The sequence below is a fragment of the Nitrospira sp. Kam-Ns4a genome (assembly GCF_965152595.1).
Genome location: NZ_OZ224218.1, coordinates 516,814 through 533,067 on the forward strand (window position 1 = coordinate 516,814; position 16,254 = coordinate 533,067).

The following is a 16,254-nucleotide window of genomic DNA, read 5'->3' on the forward strand; positions in this document are numbered from 1 at the left end:
TTCATGAGTAAGGAGCGGATCAAAATCGCGCCGGAGTTCTTCGACATCATGCCGCCCGAGTATCAGGACTTGGTCCAGCGGGCGACATACGGGAAGGAAGATCGGGGCTGGAAGGACATCGGGGCGGCGAAAGAGCTGATCGAAGAGCATTCGCTCTGCGCCGGATGCCCTGAGTCCATGGCGTTCCGATACATCCTGGCCTCCCTGCCCAACCCTGAGGATACGGTGATGGTGGGGTCCACGGGCTGCACGAGCCTGGTCTTCCCCCACGTGGCCGTGCACAACATCCACTCGCTGTTCGGCAATCAGAACGCGATCGCCAGTGGCCTGAAGCGGGCGCTGACGGTGCGCTTCCCCGGCCGGATCAAGGACGTGGTGGTGCTCGCCGGGGACGGAGCGACGGTGGACATCGGCCTCGACATGACGCTCCAGGCTTGGTTCCGGCAGGAGAAGTTCACCACCATCTGCTTCGACAACGAGCTGTACGCCAACACCGGCGGCCAGGAGAGCGGGCTGATGCAGAAGGGGTTCGTGGCCAAGATGGCCCCCATCGGGAAGCAATTCGAGAAGGTCCGCCTGCCGGAGATCGCCCGCGAGTCGGGCTGCCACTACGTGGTCTGCTGCACGGTGAGCAAGCCGTCGCTGGTCGAGAAGGTCGTCAAGAATGCCGTGTACGTGGCCCGGGAGATCGGCCCGACCTATCTCCAGCTCTACACCCCCTGCATCCTGGAGATCGGCAAGAACAGCATGGAAGGGCTGCAGGAAATGCGGGATTCGGAAAAACCGACCGAGCGGTTCGCGTACAAGGAATACGTCAGCGACGCGGCCAAGCAATACCTGGCCGAGATTGCCGCCAAGGAGAAGGAGAAGAAAGCGGCCGCCAAGCAGTTGGCCTCGCAGGAAGCCTAAAGGGGAGCCGGCGCGCACGAGGGGGAAGGAGGAGATCCCACCATGATCAAGAAACGGTTGAACATCCGGATGTCCGGTCTGGGCGGTCAGGGCGCGGTGACCGCCGCGCATGTCATGGCCATGGCCGCCAATCGCGACGGACGATTCGCCATCTCCAACCCATTCTTTGGCGCGGAGAAGCGCATGGCGCCAGCCGAGAGTTACTGCCGGATCGGCGTGGAACGGATCTACGACCGAGGCGAGCTCGTCTTCCCCGACGTGATCGAGGTGTTCCACCCCCAGGTCATCACGATGGGCAAGAGTTACACCATGCCCTTCTACTCGGGCATCAAGGAAAACGGCGTCGTGATCATCAACTCCGACGTGCCCCTGCTCTCCGAGGAAGACATCCAGCGGTTGAAGGACCTCAACGTCGCGGTCTTCTACATCAAAGGCACCCAGATCGCGCTGGAGATCGCCGGCACCGAGCTCTCCACCAACATGACGATGATCGGCTCGGTCGCGGGGATCACCAAGTGCGTGTCCCTCGAGGCCCTCGATCAGGCGTTGCAGGAACGGTTCGGCAAGAAATTCGTGGCCTCGGGCGGCACCGCGTCACTGGACGAGGCGATCAAGAAGAAGTTCGCGAAGAAGGAGATGCTCCTCCAGAAGAACTTCGCCACCGTCAAGCGCGCCTATGAGCTGGGAGCCGAATGGGCCGAGAAGAACAACGTCGAGCTGCGCGTGGGCATGCCGGTGGCGGCCTAGGCGAGGAAGGGATCGTTCGCGCATGTACAACGTTGCCCAAGTCATCGAAGAGAAATGCGTCGCCAAGAAGGGCTGCCGCCTCTGCATCATGTATTGCCCGGAGGCCAATTGCCTTGACCTCAACATTGAAAAGATGGTCGCGCAGGTCAATATCAACCGGTGTAAGGGCTGCGAGCTCTGCGTGGTCGTCTGTAACGCCGCCAAGCACCAGGCGATCGTCATGCAGGCCGTCAGCGCCGACGGGTCGCTCATGAACAAGAAGGGGGAATCGGCCGCGATCGGCCAGGCGTATCAAGGCTGACCCCGCCAACGGATTTTACGGAAAGCCCCACGGCCCCGGCGCGTGGGGTTTTTTGTTGGAGCGGCGGGGGGAGGAGTCGGGCATGAATGAAGACAATGTGGTCGGGGAGCTGATCGCGGAGATCACCGCCCTGCTGCGCGAGTTTCCCAAAGCCCTGGAGCGGCGCGCCGCGGAGATCCAGCAGACTGGCAAGGACCCCGATCTGGCAGCCAAGCTGGTCAAGGGCGCAGACGCCATGCGCGACAGCGGGAACATCTATCTCTCCTGGGCGCGCCACTATGCCTCGCTGGCGGAGGGGCCCCCCGAGGCCTCCGACGAGGAGAATGAGTCGGACTTTGACGTCTGATCTCTTCCGCCTCCGTTGCTCGCCCGTCCCGCGCAAAAACTTGGCCAGGTACACCCTCAGTTATGTTAGAATACACCCTGCCTCTGGTCCGGTTTTCCACAAGCGCACACAGCTCACGCTTCCTACGGGGTTCCCCGGTAGCTCAGTTGGTAGAGCGACCGGCTGTTAACCGGTTGGTCGCAGGTTCGAGTCCTGCCCGGGGAGCCAACAACCACGGGGGCTGCCTCTGGCCGAAAGAGGTAGCCCTTTGCTTTCGTGATGAGTCGCGACAGGCCCGCGGCGTCCTTCGAGCCCCATCCCCTCCTGGTCCATCCCCATCTCATGACGATCGTGCCGCGCTGGCGGCCGACGAGGCATCTGCTGCGCGGTGCCACAGTCGAAGCCCGGCTGTTCACGGTCGAGCCGGGAACGCAGCTTCTTGGCTACTGCCATTGGCAGCCGATCTGGCAGCGGCACCGCACGCTGGTCTTGGTGCACGGCTTCGAAGGGTGCAGCGAGTCGCACTACATGCTCGGGATCGCCGACAAAGCCTGGCAGGCCGGGCTTAACGTGGTCCGTTTGAACCAGCGAAACTGCGGCGGCACCGAGCACCTGACACCGACGCTCTACCACGCCGGGCTCAGCGGTGACATGGCCGCGGTAGTCACGGAGCTGGCCGAGAAGGACGGGCTAGATGAGATCTGGGCGGCGGGCTACTCGATGGGTGGCAACCTCCTGCTCAAGATGGCGGGCGAGGCCGGCTCGGCCCTGCCGGCGTTGCGTGGGGTGGTCGCGGTCTGCCCGAACATCGATCCGGCCGCCTGTGTCGCTGCGCTAGAGCGCCCGTCAAACTGGGTCTATCAGCACTATTTCCTCACGCGGGTCAAAGCGCGGCTCCGTCGGAAGGCCGTCTATTTCCCCGGCCGGTACGACCTCGCGCGGCTGGACGGGATCAGGACCCTGAGCGCGTTCGACGACGCCTACACGGCTCCGGACGGAGGGTTCAGGGACGCCGCCGACTATTATGAGCGCGCCGGCGCCCGACACGTCCTGCACGGCATCCGGACGCCGACCCTGGTCATCGCAGCGCAGGACGACCCCTTCATCCCCTTCCGGATCTTCGGGACTCCGGCTCTCCGGGCCAATCCGTTCATCAGGCTGCTCGCCCCGCGGCGGGGCGGCCACTGCGGATTCGTCCAGCGCCCCCGCCTCCCGGAGGACGCCTTTTGGGCGGAGAACCGCCTCCTCGAGTTCGTCGTCAGTCCCCTTCGGACATGAGGCAGCCGGGCGCGCCGGGGGCTATTCGACCGCCTGCAGCGTCACCGTGACCGCTTTGCGCCGGCCGTCCCGCAGGACCTCGATCGTGACCTTGTCCCCGACCTTGTGCCGATCCAAGATCGTCAGCAGATCGTCCATCTCCTCCACCGGCTCGCCGTCCACGGCGACGATGACGTCGCCCAGCTCGATCCTTCCGCCGAACGTCTCGCGCGTCCCGCGCAGGCCCGCCTTGTCGGCGGCCCCGCCGGGCGCGATGCGGCCCACGACGACGCCCCTAATGCCCCAGCGTTGCACGATCGCGTCCGGGACCAGCGTCACCCCGAGGCCAGGCCGGATGAGCCGGCCGTGTTTGATCAGCTCCGGCACGATGCGGTTGATGGTATCGATCGGCACGGCAAACCCGATCCCGGCGAAGGCGCCGCTCGGACTGTAGATCTGGGTGTTGATCCCAATGAGCCGCCCGAAGCTGTCCAGCAACGGCCCACCCGAGTTCCCGGGATTGATCGCCGCGTCGGTCTGGATCACGCCTTCAATCGTCCGGTCGGTCATGGACTTGATGGTCCGTCCCAGAGCGCTCACAACTCCGGTCGTGAGCGTGTGATCGAAGCCGAAGGGATTGCCGATGGCCAGCACCTTCTGTCCGACCCGGAGGTCGTGTGAGCTTCCAATCACGACCGGCACCAACGCCTCGGGCGGCGCCTGGATCTGGAGCACGGCGACGTCGTGGTCCGGATCCACCCCGACCACCCGCGCCGGGTAATCAGTCCGATCGGCCATGATGACTTTGATCGCGTCGGCGCCGTACACGACATGGAAGTTGGTGACGATATGCCCGGCCTTGTTCCAGACAAAGCCGGAGCCGGATCCCTGGGGCACCTCGAACAGGTTCAGCGAGAAGGGACCGCGGCGAATCGCCGTGTTCGTGATGAAGACGACCGAGCGGGTGGCTTTCTCGAAGACCGCGATCGTCGCCAGCTCGTCGGCCCCCAGCGGCGAGGACGGCACCGTGACCGGGCGGGGCAGCACCTCGGGCCCCTCGTAGGCCGGGCCGAGGGGCCTCCCCCACTCCGTCCGCCCCGCAGCGTAGCCCGCTAAGGCGCTCAGCACGAGCAGCGCGGGAAGGAGAAGCTGCCGAATCCGGATCGGCTCCATCGGTCTAATGCGGGTTACTCTCCAACGACCTGCACGACGAGGTCCCGCCCGCGAGCCCGCGTGTCGAAATCCACGACGACGATCTGTTGCCAGGTCCCGAGCTCGAGCGCGCCGTGGTTAAAAGGGATCGTCACCGAGGAGCCCTGAAGCTGCGCGCGCAGGTGGCTGTGGGCGTTGTCCTCTCCGGCGTTGCGGACGTTGTGCTGCCATCCGGGATCCGCCGGCACGAGGCGATCCCAGACCGCTTTGGTGTCGGCCCGGATGCCAGGCTCATCCTCGATGATGAGAACCGAGGCCGTCGTGTGCTTGATAAACACCGTGACGAGGCCCGCCCGCAGGCCGGTCCCCGCCAGGGCCTTGCGGACCAGGTCGGTAATGTTCTCGACCTGCGTGCCGCCCCTCATCTCCACCCGCAGCGGGATGCTCCTCACCGGCATGGCCCAACTCCTGACGCCAGCTCCTTCAGATAGCGCACCTCCCGGCGCGAGAGCGGGCGTCGCCGCGCCTCCGCCAGAATGCGATCGAAGGCCCCTCCGGCGGCCAGATCGCGGAGCGCCGCGACCACCCGGTCGCTCAGGATACCCTCGATGCGCAGCTTCTCCAGATAGGCGAACGCCTCGGCCAGCGTCTCCCGGGACCGCGTATAGTAATCCCGCCCGCGCTGCCAGTTGCTGTAAGCCTCAAACTGCTCGCAGGCGACCAGCACCTCGGCCAGCTCCCTCACCCAGCTGGGCTGGTCGCGCAGCGTTTCGGGATAGTAGTAGTACAGGGTCACCAGGGTCATCCAGGGCCGCCAGCGCACCCCGAGCGCCTCGAACCGGGGTTGCACGGCGCGCAGGCGTCGCCGCAGTCGGCGCGCATAGCCGAGCCGCATCTCGACCTGCTCGCGAGCCCACGCATCCAGGCGAATCCCCTGCCGCTCAAGGTCCCGTCCGTGGCGGCGGAGGAACGCCTCCGTCTCGCGCCCGTACGGAGTGTCCGGATGGACTGCCCGCCACTCCCGAGGCCTGGTGGGGATCCCACGGCGTTTGGCCCAGGACCAGATCCGCCCGAACAGCGCTCGATCGAGGCCCGCGCGGCCGAGGTCATGTAACAGGCAGGCGATCTGGTAGGTCGCGACCCGCTCCCGCGGATGGCCGAGCCTGAGGGCCACGGCCGCGCACATCTGCGCGGTCCGGAGCGCGTGCGGCCGGTCGTAGCCTCGGATCATCCGGTCGGGACGCCGCGGATCGGGGACATCGTACAGGCGGAGCAACGCCGTCGCCAGTCGCCGAGGCATCAGCAACGAAGCCTGCGGGGATCGAACGCGCCCTGCCTGCCCGCCGACCGCTCGACGAGGGGCATGGGGGCTCATGACGACATCAGACACAGCGTCCCTGCTCCAGGTAGGCGGTTGAGAATAGCCCTCGCTCGGACAGGGTGTCAAGCGTGGGAGGATCGGGGCAGCTTCTCCAGCACCTCCTTGAGCCCGATGGCCTGGTTGTGTTCGTCGGCGGCGGCACCGTGGCGCCCCGACCGGGGCAGCCCTGGAGCGACTTCGGCCGTTCGGGTGAACGCAGCTCGGTGCCAGATCTTTCCGCTCCTTGTCAATCGGAATGTCGCACACGCTCGGTTGGCTTCGGGCGGTTCAGAAGCGTGGAGGGAGAAAGTGGAAAGGCAGAGGCGCCGCTACCCGGCCGCCTTCAACGCCTCGGCGTTGGGCTCGCCCCCTTGGGCCGCCTGGAGGTCCACCCGCAGGGCCTGGTCAGTAATGGCGAGCGTGCAGGCCCCGCATGTCCAGAAGGCTCCGGTATGGCAGAGCACCCCGTGGCAGCGCGGGCAGTGTACGAGGCGCTTGCCGCTCATGCGCGACGCAGCCGGCTCCGCAGACACAAACAACGACGTCGCTCCGTCGTCCGGGCGGAGGACGTCGCCGTCCCTTCTCGTCCCGCTCTCTTCCATCGTGATGAGGACCGACATGGGTCAAAGCCCGTAATTGTGCCTATTCCCTACCATTCAACCACGAGGCTGTCAAGCTTTTTTCTTGGTGACGCCTCCGTTGAGGCCTGCCGGCGGGCCGGCTATGATCGTTGTGAGAGATCGGGGTGTCGCTCCGTCAGCTCCGGATAGAGCTCCGGGTACCACTTCTCGACGCAGCGCGGGCAGATGGTGTTCGATAGGAGGGCATTCGACAAGGCTTCAAGGTACTCGTCCATCGGCTGCCAGGTTCCATTGATCCCGCGCAGGCTCTTGCACGAGGCACAGATCGGCAGCAACCCCTGCAGAATGCGGATCTGCCCCTGCGCCTTCCTCTGGCGCAACGAGAGGATCGCGGTCAGCCAGATCGCTGCCGCGCCCAAGAGCCGATTGCTGATGCCAATCCACGCATCCACGCCCGGCGGAGAAAGCACAAAGCCGACCGGCAGCAGCAGGGTGCAGATCGCGGCGACTCCCAGGAGGGCGCCGCGGCGATCGAGCTGCACGGACACCAGGACCGGCACCACGTACAGCACACCGACCGCGATGCCGATCGGCAGCATCGCATCCGCTGCCAGAATCCCCACGATCAGCAGGACGATCGTGCCCACGAGCACCGATGACTTGGCTTCAACCACGGGCAGGTCACCGTCCCCACGCTTGCTTGCCGGGCGCGCCGCAATGGGACACGGAGGGTCCCCGGATCACCAGGACAGGGTACGCACCGGTCAGTAGGATATCACGGGTAGGGAAAGAACAGAAGCCCTAAATCCCCACCAATTGCACTCGAATCAACCCGTAGAGGTCTTCCATCGAAACAGCCGGGTGGATGGCATCGAACACGTTCTTATATCCGATATCGAGGGACAGAGCGCAACGCACCGCCGACACTGTCTGAAAGTTCCACGCCACGACGCCTTTGGCGCTGAACGTGCCGCTGTCCACGAGCCTGTCGGTGCTCCGGGTTTCACTATACGAGGTGGACGTCGTGAAGTTGAACTCCCGATCAAGCGCATAGTTGACCGACAGGGCAGCCGCCAGCGTGGAGATCCGGACCCCCGACCACGTCTGGCGATCCTCCCGGAGGCTCAGGTTCGGGACGATGGCAAGGCTGGCGTCCGGTTGATAGGATCCGCTGAACGCATGGACGACGCCCGCTGTGTTCAGGCCCGATCGATAGTCGTCGGTGCGGAGCGAATAAAGTGAGGCCAGCCTGGCCGTCCACACAGGCCCGCGGATCGAGAGGGCGCCCTCGAACGTATCGAGGTGGCTTCGCTGGCGAGCCATTCCGGCCGGCTCCAGGGTGCTCGAAAAGACAGTCCGACCGTAGGAGAGGCTGAGTTCTGGCCAGAACGCCGGCGCCAGAATGAGCGACGTTTTCCGCTGATCTTGGAGAAACCTTGCTCGCGAAGGGACCTTTTCCAGGTTATTCCACGTTTCCGTCCTGGAAGTTCTCCAGCGGGCGAAGCCAACCTGCCACTCTCCCCACATTTCTCTTAGGACCTGATCACGCACGCTGAGAAAGGCTGCGCCGGCGGAGCGATATGTGAGCCCACAACGAAATGCTCCCAGGGTGCCGGTCGCCCCGAACCGCAGCAGACGATGCTGGGCATCTCCCAGGCCTTGCGACGTTGGGAGCGTGGACGGGCTCTGGCTGATTTCCGCCTCACCCGCCAGTCGGTCGTCAAAGAACGAGGCCTTGCCCAACAGACTCAGGATGCGCGCCTCCTGCCCCTGTCGGTCAAGGTCTTGCAGGCGCTGGACCGTCTGCGGTGCAGCCGTGTACGTGGCATTCAGGGACACAACCTTTTGAGCCCGTTTCACGAGCTGAGAAAGGTCCACGGGAGCGAAATTGCTGCCGCGCCATTCGATCTCCCGATCCTGAACGCGCGGGGGAACTTCCGGCAAAGCCCAGGCAATCTCCGTCCACCAGAACGATCTGAACAACCAGACTGCGACAAGAACCGCTTCGACAGAGAGCAGCTTCTGCATGGCTGCTTCTCCCTCTGTCGTATTGCTTCGAAGGTAGGTCTGGGGGTGAGACTATTCTACGATCGGGTGCAGGCGTTCGACAACAGACAGAGCGGAACACACGTGGGGGCCCCCAGAGCCTTGCCATCTCGTGGATGACCTGGGCGGCCCGTTCGTCATTGCGTGGCCCCGAACGCGCAGCGATCCGCCACCGGAACTCGGAAGGCGACGCGGAACAAGGCGGTTCGGCGGCAAAGCTGTTGATTTGTCTGGAGCCGGCGAGTGGGGTCGAACCACCGACCTGCTGATTACGAATCAATTTCGGCCACAACGACCGAAAGGCAACGAATACGCACAATTGCGATATATCAATGACTTAGAGAAATCGCGGTGTGGCGGGATTGACACAGCCCCCCAGGGATTGCTATCTGTCCTGTCTACACCGCGTCTACACGGCGAGGACTGCTGACGGAGTGCTGATGGCAGGCCTGCCGGCGCGGGTGCGGTCGACACGCCCTCGACAACGAGGGGAGAGGCGCATGCGGACGAAACTGACAAAACGGGTGATCGAGCAGACGCCGTGTCCGACGACCGGGCAGGTGTTTGTGCGGGATACGGAGCTGCCGGGCTTCGCGGTGCGGCTCACGCCGGGGGCGAAGACGTTCATTCTCGAGAAACGGATTCATGGGCAGGTGCGCCGCATCACGCTGGGGCGCTATGGGGTCCTCACGGTCGAGCAAGCCCGGGCGGAGGCGATCAAGAAGACGGCGGAGATTGTCGCTGGGGGCGATCCCGCGGCGGCGCGGCAGGCGGCGCGGGCCGTGCCGACCTGGGGGGACTTGGAGGACCGGTACCGGGCGGAGTGGCTCCCGCGCAAGCGGAGTGCGCGCAACGATCTCGCGCTGTTGGAGCACAAGCTGGCGGACTGGCGCCGATGGCCGCTGACGGCGATCACGCGGGCTGAGGTGAGCAAGGTGCACACGGCCATCGGCAAAGCCCATCCCTATCAAGCCAATCGGCTGCTGGCGTTAGTGCGCAAGATGTTCAATCTCGCGGAGGTGTGGGGGCTGTATCCCGGCCCCAATCCGTGCAAAGGCATCCCGCCGTTTCCGGAGGAGAAGCGGGACCGCTTCGTCACGCCGGCCGAGCTGCCGCGGCTGTGGCGGGCGATTCAGGAGGAACCGAATGAGTATGTGCGCGCGGCGTTCATCCTGTGTTTGCTGACGGGCGCGCGCCGAGGCGAGGTGCTGGCGATGAAATGGGAGGACCTGGACGTCGAACACGGCCTCTGGCGGATTCCACAGACGAAGGCCAATCGGCCACACTATGTGCCGCTGCCGCGGCCGGCGCTGGAGGAATTGACGAAGCTCCCCCGGCTGGCTGACAACCCGTATGTCTTTCCGGGGCGCGGGGGGCGCGGGCATCTGGTGGCGGTGTCGAAGCCGTGGCAGGCGATTCAGCGGCGGGCCCGCCTGGAGGATGTGCGCATCCATGACCTGCGCCGCACGGTGGGCAGTTGGCTGGCGGCCAGCGGGGCGAGTCTGCCGCTGATCGGCAAAGCGCTCAATCACTCCCAGCCGAGGACCACGGCGATCTATGCGCGGCTGCAGGTGGACGCAGTCCGAGCGGCGCTGGAGGCGAATGCGGCGAAGATGCTGACCGTGATCGGCGCGGCGCGGCCGGCCGAAGCGCCTGGTGAGGGGCTGGACAGCGCAGCGGCGCCGGTCGAAGCCGTCGTGACGAATGCGCAGTAGGCGACGCACGACGCTTGTGGTAGACTCTCGCGGTGCCAACGGTCTTACGGAGCGGTCCGTACCGCGTGTACTTCTTCAGCCACGAACCGAACGAACCTCCGCACGTCCACGTGGATCGCGATGATCGTTCGGCGAAGTTCTGGCTTCGGCCGGTGGCACTCGCGCGGAATGTCGGGTTTTCCCCGCGAGAGTTGCGGCGAGTCAGAGCCCTGATTGAAGCGCATCGAGAACAACTCCTGGAGGCATGGCATGGGCATTTTGGCCTTGAGCGCTGACGAGCGAGTGCGGGATGTGCGGATCTCGGCCGACACGTTGACCGTCGATTTAATGGACGGTCGGACGATTGCCGTTCCCTTGGTCTGGTACCCGAGGCTGCTGGGTGGCACGGCGAAGCAGCGGGCCAATTGGAAGGTGTGCGCGGGTGGGTACGGCATTCACTGGCCGGATCTGGACGAGGATCTCAGCACGGAAGGCTTACTGCGTGGGGCGCCAGCGCCGGCGCGGGTCGGGTGGCCCCGAAGCCGCCGTGCCAAGCGCCAGCGACCGCAGAACCGCACGGGGATGAAGCGCACGGGATCGGGCGGAAGGATGGCAAAATGACACGGGTGAGACGATGACGGAGTACGTCGAGAGCAATCCGGCCAGCCTGGTCGTCGGCAAGGTGTACCGGTGGCTCCCGAATCCGCGTGAGGCAAAATGACACACGTGAGGCAAAGATGCCAACACGCGCCCTACGCGGCGAAACGATCAAATACGATCCATTACGAGAACATACGTGGCATGATATGTGCTAGAAAAATGACGGCGATGAGCCGCGATCATATACCTATAACTAAGCGCGCACGGCGCTGGCTCCTCATGACCGTCACACTCCTGGCGGCCGGCACAGGACTCGGGATCGTCTGGTACCTCGGCGGCACGGTCGCGATGCCTGCCGCGCTGCTCTGGTCGCCCGCGTACGTCGGGGTGTTGGACGACATCGCGCGCGTGCACGCACGCATCATGCGCGCGTGCTGGCTGGCGCTCCTAACCTGCCTGGCGGATCTCCTGTCTGCGACGCTGCCTGTGCCGACGACCGCGTGCTTGCTCCGGCCGCTCGCTACGCGGCCTACTCGCCGGCTCCTGCTCCCGACCTCGAGTCTCCTTCGAGCACCTCCGCAAGTGTCCTGACCAACAGAGCCGTGAGACCCTCCCCGCTCACGCGGGAGGGCCACGTCTATCCAGTCTCTGGACACGACACATCGGAGGTGCGACATGAGGATCGATCACGCAGCCCGAGACAGATATATGACCGAGGAGCAAGTCGCCAACATGCTCCAGGTCTCACGCCGAACACTGCAAGCATGGCGAATCCGTGGTGGCGGCCCGCCATTCGCCAAAATCGGAGCGCGCATGGTGCGGTACCGCGAGTCCGATGTCGCGGAGTGGCTGGCGACCTGCACGCGAACAGAGGCAGCAGGATGCCAGGTTTCGTGACCAGATATGCACGGGCCGCCGACTCGCGGCGGCCCGACCCCATCCGGGGGGAGGGGGGAGCCGGCCACCGGCCGGGGGGCGGAGCCCCCGCCCCTCTCTGTTGCAGCGCCGCGAGGCGCTCAACAGAGAGGGGCGCATCCAGCGAGACAGGACGCGGACTTATGGCGCAGATTCAATAGTGACCCAACAGGATGACGAAAAGTTGAATGGCAGGCATGCACTACATCGTCCTGACGACCGGGATGCTCGGGGGGCTCACCGCCCGGGTGGTGACGAGCGAGGGAGAGGCCACGCATGTCGAGCGCCAGCTCCTCGACCAGGAGCGGGCAGCGCGACGGCAAGCGGAGGAGGACGGGGCCCGGGCGCGCGCCGAGGTGGCGCGCGCCCGGGCCGCCCTCGACCAGGCGAACGCCTACCTCAGCCAACAGGAACGAGCGATCCAAGCACTCCGGCAAGCCAAAGAAGAGGCATTGCGAGAAAAACGCAATTGGCGACGGCGAGCGCTCGGTCTCGTGGGGCTCCGGGATGGAGAGAGCCGGCAGCGGTATCTCTACCATGAGCGCAGCGGTCAATGGTACGAGGTGCGAACCGAAATACTCGACTGCGAGCCCGACGACCGAGATAAAGCGCTGAAAAAAGCCGAAGTCATTGCGGGACACGGAGGAGGGACACCGTCTCAGGTCTGGCGGCATCGCGGCGTGTGGCAGGCCGAGATCAGAGTACCCGTCGCAGTACCGAGACGATGACCGTCATACGCAGTCATAGACCGTACGGATATATACAGATGTGGTGGAACGCCGCAACGTGCTGGGGAATCACCGGAGTCCGAGTGGACACATCCGCAGGCGGCGAGATCACACGCTCACGACATCGTTCCCGGTGGAGCGATCGTGCTCGGCGAGACGCGAGAGGGATCGCCGAGACCGGCGAGCGGACCAATCCCGAGCGGAGGGGTCGCAGCCGGTAGCAAGTCAGCGTAGACGATGGGGCTGGCACGTCCGATCTGGTGGCAGGATCGGTCCCACCTGTCAGCCGCATCGAAATCGCACGGATCAGGCTGTGCGTCGGAGTGGGAGCACTCCGGCCTGGCGCAAGGCCAGCCCGGGTCACCGGGGATGACCGAGACGCCGAAATGCGCTCGGATCATCGCGTGTAGACACTCACGTATGCCACAGAGCTGGCTCAGGGCGGGCGCGCGCCCGCCCTGAGCCCCACCCGTAGCAGGGGGAAAGAACGGAGGAGAACCATGGGTGACTGGGCAAGATCGCTCGCGGACATCCTCCGCGAGCACGGACGGGTCTCAGCCGACGACGCCAAGCGAGTCTCATATGAGACCACCGCGAAGCGCTCGGACGTGCTATTCAAGGCCTTCCGAGAGCTCCGCGGGCTCGGGTACAAGCTGGAGGACGTCCGGAGTCTGAAACCCAAACATATTGAGGCGCTGATCCAGAAATGGCGTCAAGATGGACAAGCGATCAGCACCATCCACAATAAGCTCTCGGTGCTCCGAGTCTTCGCGAAATGGATCGGCAAACCAGGCATCGTGCGGGCGACGGAGAGCTATGGGATTCCGGCGCGGACCAGCGGGCGCGCGGATCGGAGCTGGTCAGGGCGAGGGGTCGACCTGCGAGACAAGCTGGCCCTCGTCCGCGCCAAGGATCAACACGCGGCAATGCAGCTTGAACTCCAGCGGGCCTTCGGTTTGCGGATGGCGGAGGCCGCGCGGCTTCGGCCCCATCTTGCGGATAAAGGCGCGTATCTGAGCGTCCATCACGGCACGAAAGGCGGACGGGATCGCGTCGTCCCGATCACCACGGCAGGGCAACGGGACGTCTTGGACCGCGCCAAAGCGCTGGTGGGCGACCGGATGGGCTCGATGATCCCAGAGCGGTATGAGTGGCGGCAGTGGCGGCAGCACTACTACTACGTCGTCCGCTCCTGTGGCATTTCGCGCGACGACGGCATCACGAGTCACGGGCTGCGTCATGAACGACTCCAGGAGGTCTACCAGGAGCACACGGGGCGCCCCGCGCCCGTCAGAGGCGGCGATCCGGAGGTCATCCCGGCCGAGGTGGACCGGGCAGCGCGGCAAGAGGTGGCCGAACAGGCGGGGCACTCACGCGCCGAGATTGCCACGCACTACCTGGGGCGGCAGCTGTGAGGGGAGGTGGCGGTCAAGGGGGAAGCGACGTGGTCACGGATGCCGAGTCTGAAGGGAGGCCGACAGGCCCCAGCCTCGCTGACCTGACGGGGGCCTGCTGTCTACATGGCGTCTACATGTTCGATCTCTCGTCGAGTGGCCTTTCGTAACCTTTTGATTTTTGGAGCCGGCGAGTGGGGTCGAACCACCGACCTGCTGATTACGAATCAGCTGCTCTACCGCTGAGCTACGCCGGCTTCCGGTCCGTTGGCAAGTCCGGTCTGGCAGGACTAAGGTCCCAAGAGACTGGCGGCGATCATACTCAGGACGGGCAGACGCTGTCAACCGTGCCGGCGCGGCCGGGACCATCCGCAGCGGACTGCACAATCCCGGGAGGCCCTGCTCCTACCGCAGGCGCACCATCGGGAAGGCCCAGACTTTCAACCGGCTGTTCGGAACCGGGATGGCCTGGGGTTCCTGGACCAAGCCGAACAGGTCCTTCGCGGCGCGGGTCACCTCGGCCCGCGCATAGTCGAAGAGCTCCGCGACCGAGATAACCTCGTCCTTGTTGCGATCCGCGGCGCCGCTCAGTCCGCTGAGTAAGTAGTAGGTGAACAGGCCGTGGCGGGCCTCGACGTATTCCGCCGCCTCCTGTGTACCGCTGATTCCGACCAGTTGCACCAGCTCGCCCTGACTCGCCGTCGTCGCTACTGGATACCAGTCAGGCTTGACGCCGTTGAGCCCGGGCGAGCCTGGGAGCGCGGTCAACGTGACCTCGAGCATCAGCACCATGTGCCGGGCCGGCAGGCGCGCCAGCGCGGCCCGGAGCCGGCGCAGCGAGTAGAGCCGATTCGTGTTGGCTGGGTGTCCCTCATAGGGCATCAGCAGAACGGCGCCCGTCGCCGGATCCACGACGGCGCGACCCGAGAAGAAGACGAACACCTCTCCGCCCGCGCCGGTCTGCTGCGGCAACCACTCTTCCAGGGCCTCGGCCAGATCCTGCTTGAGCGCCTGCTCGTCCGTGAGCAGCTTGACCCGCTGCGCGGGAATGCCGACCACTCGCGAGAAGTACTTGGCCATGGTCTTCGCGTCGCGCGCGGCGAACTGCAGGGCGGGCACCTGCGGATCCCGGAAAGTGCCGATGCCGATGGCAAGCCCCACGGCCTGTGGGCGCTCCCTCGCGGCGCGGGCGGGGATCCGGTCCACGTCCACGGGCGGCCGCCCGGGAGCGGAGCGCCGACCGGGCCGGAGGGCCGCGACGAACTTTTTCGGCACAGGCCTGGCGAGGTTGCTGTCCGGCGTCTCGAGGGAGACGATCAACGCCGCTTCCTGCTCCTCCGTCACCTCCGGCAGCCGGCCCTTCACCTGTAGGACCTTGCTCTGCCCCGGCTGCAGGTCGCCAACGACGAGCGGGGTACCCAGCTCGTTCACCAGCGCGGGCGTGCCGGTCAGCACGATCGACACGGACTTGATCGGCTCGCGCCCGGCGTTGCCCACCTCGATCTCGAGGATCACCCGCTCGCCGCTCTCCAGCACCTGGTTCCGGTTCTCGTCCCCCAGCATCGCGTGAAACGTCAAGGGCGAAGCGGACGCCGGAGGAGCGGCCGGCGCGAGGGGCGGCGCCTGGGCGGGCGGCGGTGCTGAGGACGAAGGAGGGCCGGGTGACGCACTGGCCACCGGACCGCCCTGCTGCTGGGCCTGCGCCATCTCGCGGACCTTGACGGAGGTCCCGAGTCCTTTCTTGAACCCTTCCGCCAAGCGCCCGGCGGCCTCCCGAGCCAGCCCCGCGAGCCCGGCCACTTCGCACTGGTCCTTGTCCGTCTCCACCTCGCCGTGCGCGTCGTAGCGCAGGCTCTTGGAGTAGACCATCTCGCCCGCCAGGTTGAACACGGCGACGGTGGCGCCCAGCGAAAGGTTTGCTCGATAACTCTTGGTGGCCCGGCGCGGGATGAACAGCTCTAGTTCCTTGAAGCCCAGTGACACCGTGACGTCCCCGTCCGTGCCGGGAATCCGCTGGCCCGGCGTCGCTTCCTTCACGTGGGCGAAGACGAGCCCGATCTCCTTTCTGAAGGCCGCCTTGAGGTCCTCGGCCAGCAGGAGCGCCTGCCGCTTGAGACACCCGTCCGTATAGTCGAGGGTGGCGTCCGTCACGGTGGAATCGAAGTGCAGCCCGACGGTCAAGGGCAGCCAATACCCTTGGGGATCGGTGTAGCGGGAGAAGAGGCTTGGAGACACAGAGCCGCAG

General features: G+C 65.5%; 19 protein-coding genes and 2 tRNA genes. 13 read left to right on the top strand and 8 right to left on the bottom strand.

Going from position 1 to position 16,254, the window contains the following annotated elements; all coding sequences use genetic code 11:
- Window positions 1-3: 3 nt before the first annotated feature.
- The 6 genes from ACWHYQ_RS02590 (at window position 4) to ACWHYQ_RS02615 (ending at window position 3,560) form a co-directional block, all read left to right on the top strand.
- Window positions 4-909: a thiamine pyrophosphate-dependent enzyme gene (locus ACWHYQ_RS02590; protein WP_447974196.1), complete on the top strand. Its 906-nt coding sequence runs from the start codon at window positions 4-6 to the stop codon at window positions 907-909.
- 42 nt (window positions 910-951) lie between these two features.
- Entirely contained in the window at window positions 952-1,656 is a 705-nt protein-coding gene (locus ACWHYQ_RS02595) for a 2-oxoacid:acceptor oxidoreductase family protein (RefSeq protein WP_447974197.1), read from the top strand.
- Window positions 1,657-1,678: 22 nt separating this feature from the next.
- Entirely contained in the window at window positions 1,679-1,957 is a 279-nt protein-coding gene (locus ACWHYQ_RS02600) for a pyruvate ferredoxin oxidoreductase (protein ID WP_447974198.1), read from the top strand.
- Between the two features lie 82 nt (window positions 1,958-2,039).
- Window positions 2,040-2,303: a hypothetical protein gene (locus ACWHYQ_RS02605; protein WP_447974199.1), complete on the top strand. Its 264-nt coding sequence runs from the start codon at window positions 2,040-2,042 to the stop codon at window positions 2,301-2,303.
- A gap of 131 nt (window positions 2,304-2,434) precedes the next feature.
- Window positions 2,435-2,510: transfer RNA gene (locus tag ACWHYQ_RS02610), tRNA-Asn, on the top strand.
- A gap of 51 nt (window positions 2,511-2,561) precedes the next feature.
- On the top strand, window positions 2,562-3,560 hold the full coding sequence (locus tag ACWHYQ_RS02615) for a YheT family hydrolase (RefSeq protein ID WP_447974200.1): 999 nt from the start codon (window positions 2,562-2,564) through the stop codon (window positions 3,558-3,560).
- A gap of 21 nt (window positions 3,561-3,581) precedes the next feature.
- Here ACWHYQ_RS02615 and ACWHYQ_RS02620 read toward each other — a convergent pair whose 3' ends face one another.
- The 6 genes from ACWHYQ_RS02620 to ACWHYQ_RS02645 form a co-directional block, all read right to left on the bottom strand.
- Window positions 3,582-4,712: a S1C family serine protease gene (locus tag ACWHYQ_RS02620; RefSeq protein ID WP_447974201.1), complete on the bottom strand. Its 1,131-nt coding sequence runs from the start codon at window positions 4,710-4,712 to the stop codon at window positions 3,582-3,584.
- Between the two features lie 14 nt (window positions 4,713-4,726).
- Window positions 4,727-5,149, bottom strand: coding sequence for a secondary thiamine-phosphate synthase enzyme YjbQ (locus ACWHYQ_RS02625; RefSeq protein WP_447974202.1), 423 nt, complete (start codon window positions 5,147-5,149; stop codon window positions 4,727-4,729).
- Window positions 5,140-5,991 carry an HD domain-containing protein gene (locus ACWHYQ_RS02630; RefSeq protein ID WP_447974203.1) on the bottom strand — a complete coding sequence of 284 codons (852 nt, stop codon included), beginning with the start codon at window positions 5,989-5,991 and terminating at the stop codon, window positions 5,140-5,142. The genes ACWHYQ_RS02625 and ACWHYQ_RS02630 overlap by 10 nt, the downstream gene beginning before the upstream one ends.
- A 389-nt stretch (window positions 5,992-6,380) precedes the next feature.
- Window positions 6,381-6,671 (bottom strand): hypothetical protein, encoded by a 291-nt coding sequence (locus ACWHYQ_RS02635; RefSeq protein WP_447974204.1) that lies wholly within the window; start codon window positions 6,669-6,671, stop codon window positions 6,381-6,383.
- Between the two features lie 101 nt (window positions 6,672-6,772).
- Window positions 6,773-7,306 (bottom strand): hypothetical protein, encoded by a 534-nt coding sequence (locus tag ACWHYQ_RS02640; RefSeq protein WP_447974205.1) that lies wholly within the window; start codon window positions 7,304-7,306, stop codon window positions 6,773-6,775.
- Window positions 7,307-7,433: 127 nt separating this feature from the next.
- On the bottom strand, window positions 7,434-8,660 hold the full coding sequence (locus tag ACWHYQ_RS02645; protein WP_447974206.1) for a hypothetical protein: 1,227 nt from the start codon (window positions 8,658-8,660) through the stop codon (window positions 7,434-7,436).
- A gap of 518 nt (window positions 8,661-9,178) precedes the next feature.
- Here ACWHYQ_RS02645 and ACWHYQ_RS02650 point away from each other — a divergent pair.
- From ACWHYQ_RS02650 to ACWHYQ_RS02680, 7 genes are all read left to right on the top strand, one after another.
- A complete protein-coding gene (locus ACWHYQ_RS02650) occupies window positions 9,179-10,393 on the top strand; it encodes a tyrosine-type recombinase/integrase (protein WP_447974207.1) in 1,215 nt (404 codons plus the stop codon).
- A gap of 32 nt (window positions 10,394-10,425) precedes the next feature.
- On the top strand, window positions 10,426-10,668 hold the full coding sequence (locus ACWHYQ_RS02655) for a DUF4160 domain-containing protein (protein WP_447974208.1): 243 nt from the start codon (window positions 10,426-10,428) through the stop codon (window positions 10,666-10,668).
- Window positions 10,643-10,993 (top strand): DUF2442 domain-containing protein, encoded by a 351-nt coding sequence (locus tag ACWHYQ_RS02660; RefSeq protein ID WP_447974209.1) that lies wholly within the window; start codon window positions 10,643-10,645, stop codon window positions 10,991-10,993. Before ACWHYQ_RS02655 ends, ACWHYQ_RS02660 begins: the two co-directional genes overlap by 26 nt.
- A 258-nt stretch (window positions 10,994-11,251) precedes the next feature.
- Window positions 11,252-11,563: a hypothetical protein gene (locus ACWHYQ_RS02665; protein ID WP_447974210.1), complete on the top strand. Its 312-nt coding sequence runs from the start codon at window positions 11,252-11,254 to the stop codon at window positions 11,561-11,563.
- 117 nt (window positions 11,564-11,680) lie between these two features.
- Complete coding sequence (locus tag ACWHYQ_RS02670; protein WP_447975510.1) at window positions 11,681-11,869, top strand: helix-turn-helix transcriptional regulator; 189 nt, start codon at window positions 11,681-11,683, stop codon at window positions 11,867-11,869.
- A 215-nt stretch (window positions 11,870-12,084) separates the two neighbouring features.
- Window positions 12,085-12,615, top strand: coding sequence for a hypothetical protein (locus ACWHYQ_RS02675; RefSeq protein ID WP_447974211.1), 531 nt, complete (start codon window positions 12,085-12,087; stop codon window positions 12,613-12,615).
- Window positions 12,616-13,115: 500 nt separating this feature from the next.
- Window positions 13,116-14,030, top strand: a complete 915-nt coding sequence (locus tag ACWHYQ_RS02680; RefSeq protein WP_447974212.1) for a phage integrase N-terminal domain-containing protein — start codon at window positions 13,116-13,118, stop codon at window positions 14,028-14,030.
- Between the two features lie 161 nt (window positions 14,031-14,191).
- On the opposite strand, the gene ACWHYQ_RS02685 is transcribed toward ACWHYQ_RS02680, so the two are convergent.
- Together ACWHYQ_RS02685 and ACWHYQ_RS02690 are read right to left on the bottom strand one after the other, a co-directional pair.
- A tRNA-Thr gene (locus ACWHYQ_RS02685) sits at window positions 14,192-14,266 on the bottom strand.
- Between the two features lie 148 nt (window positions 14,267-14,414).
- On the bottom strand, window positions 14,415-16,244 hold the full coding sequence (locus tag ACWHYQ_RS02690) for a hypothetical protein (protein WP_447974213.1): 1,830 nt from the start codon (window positions 16,242-16,244) through the stop codon (window positions 14,415-14,417).
- Window positions 16,245-16,254: the final 10 nt, after the last annotated feature.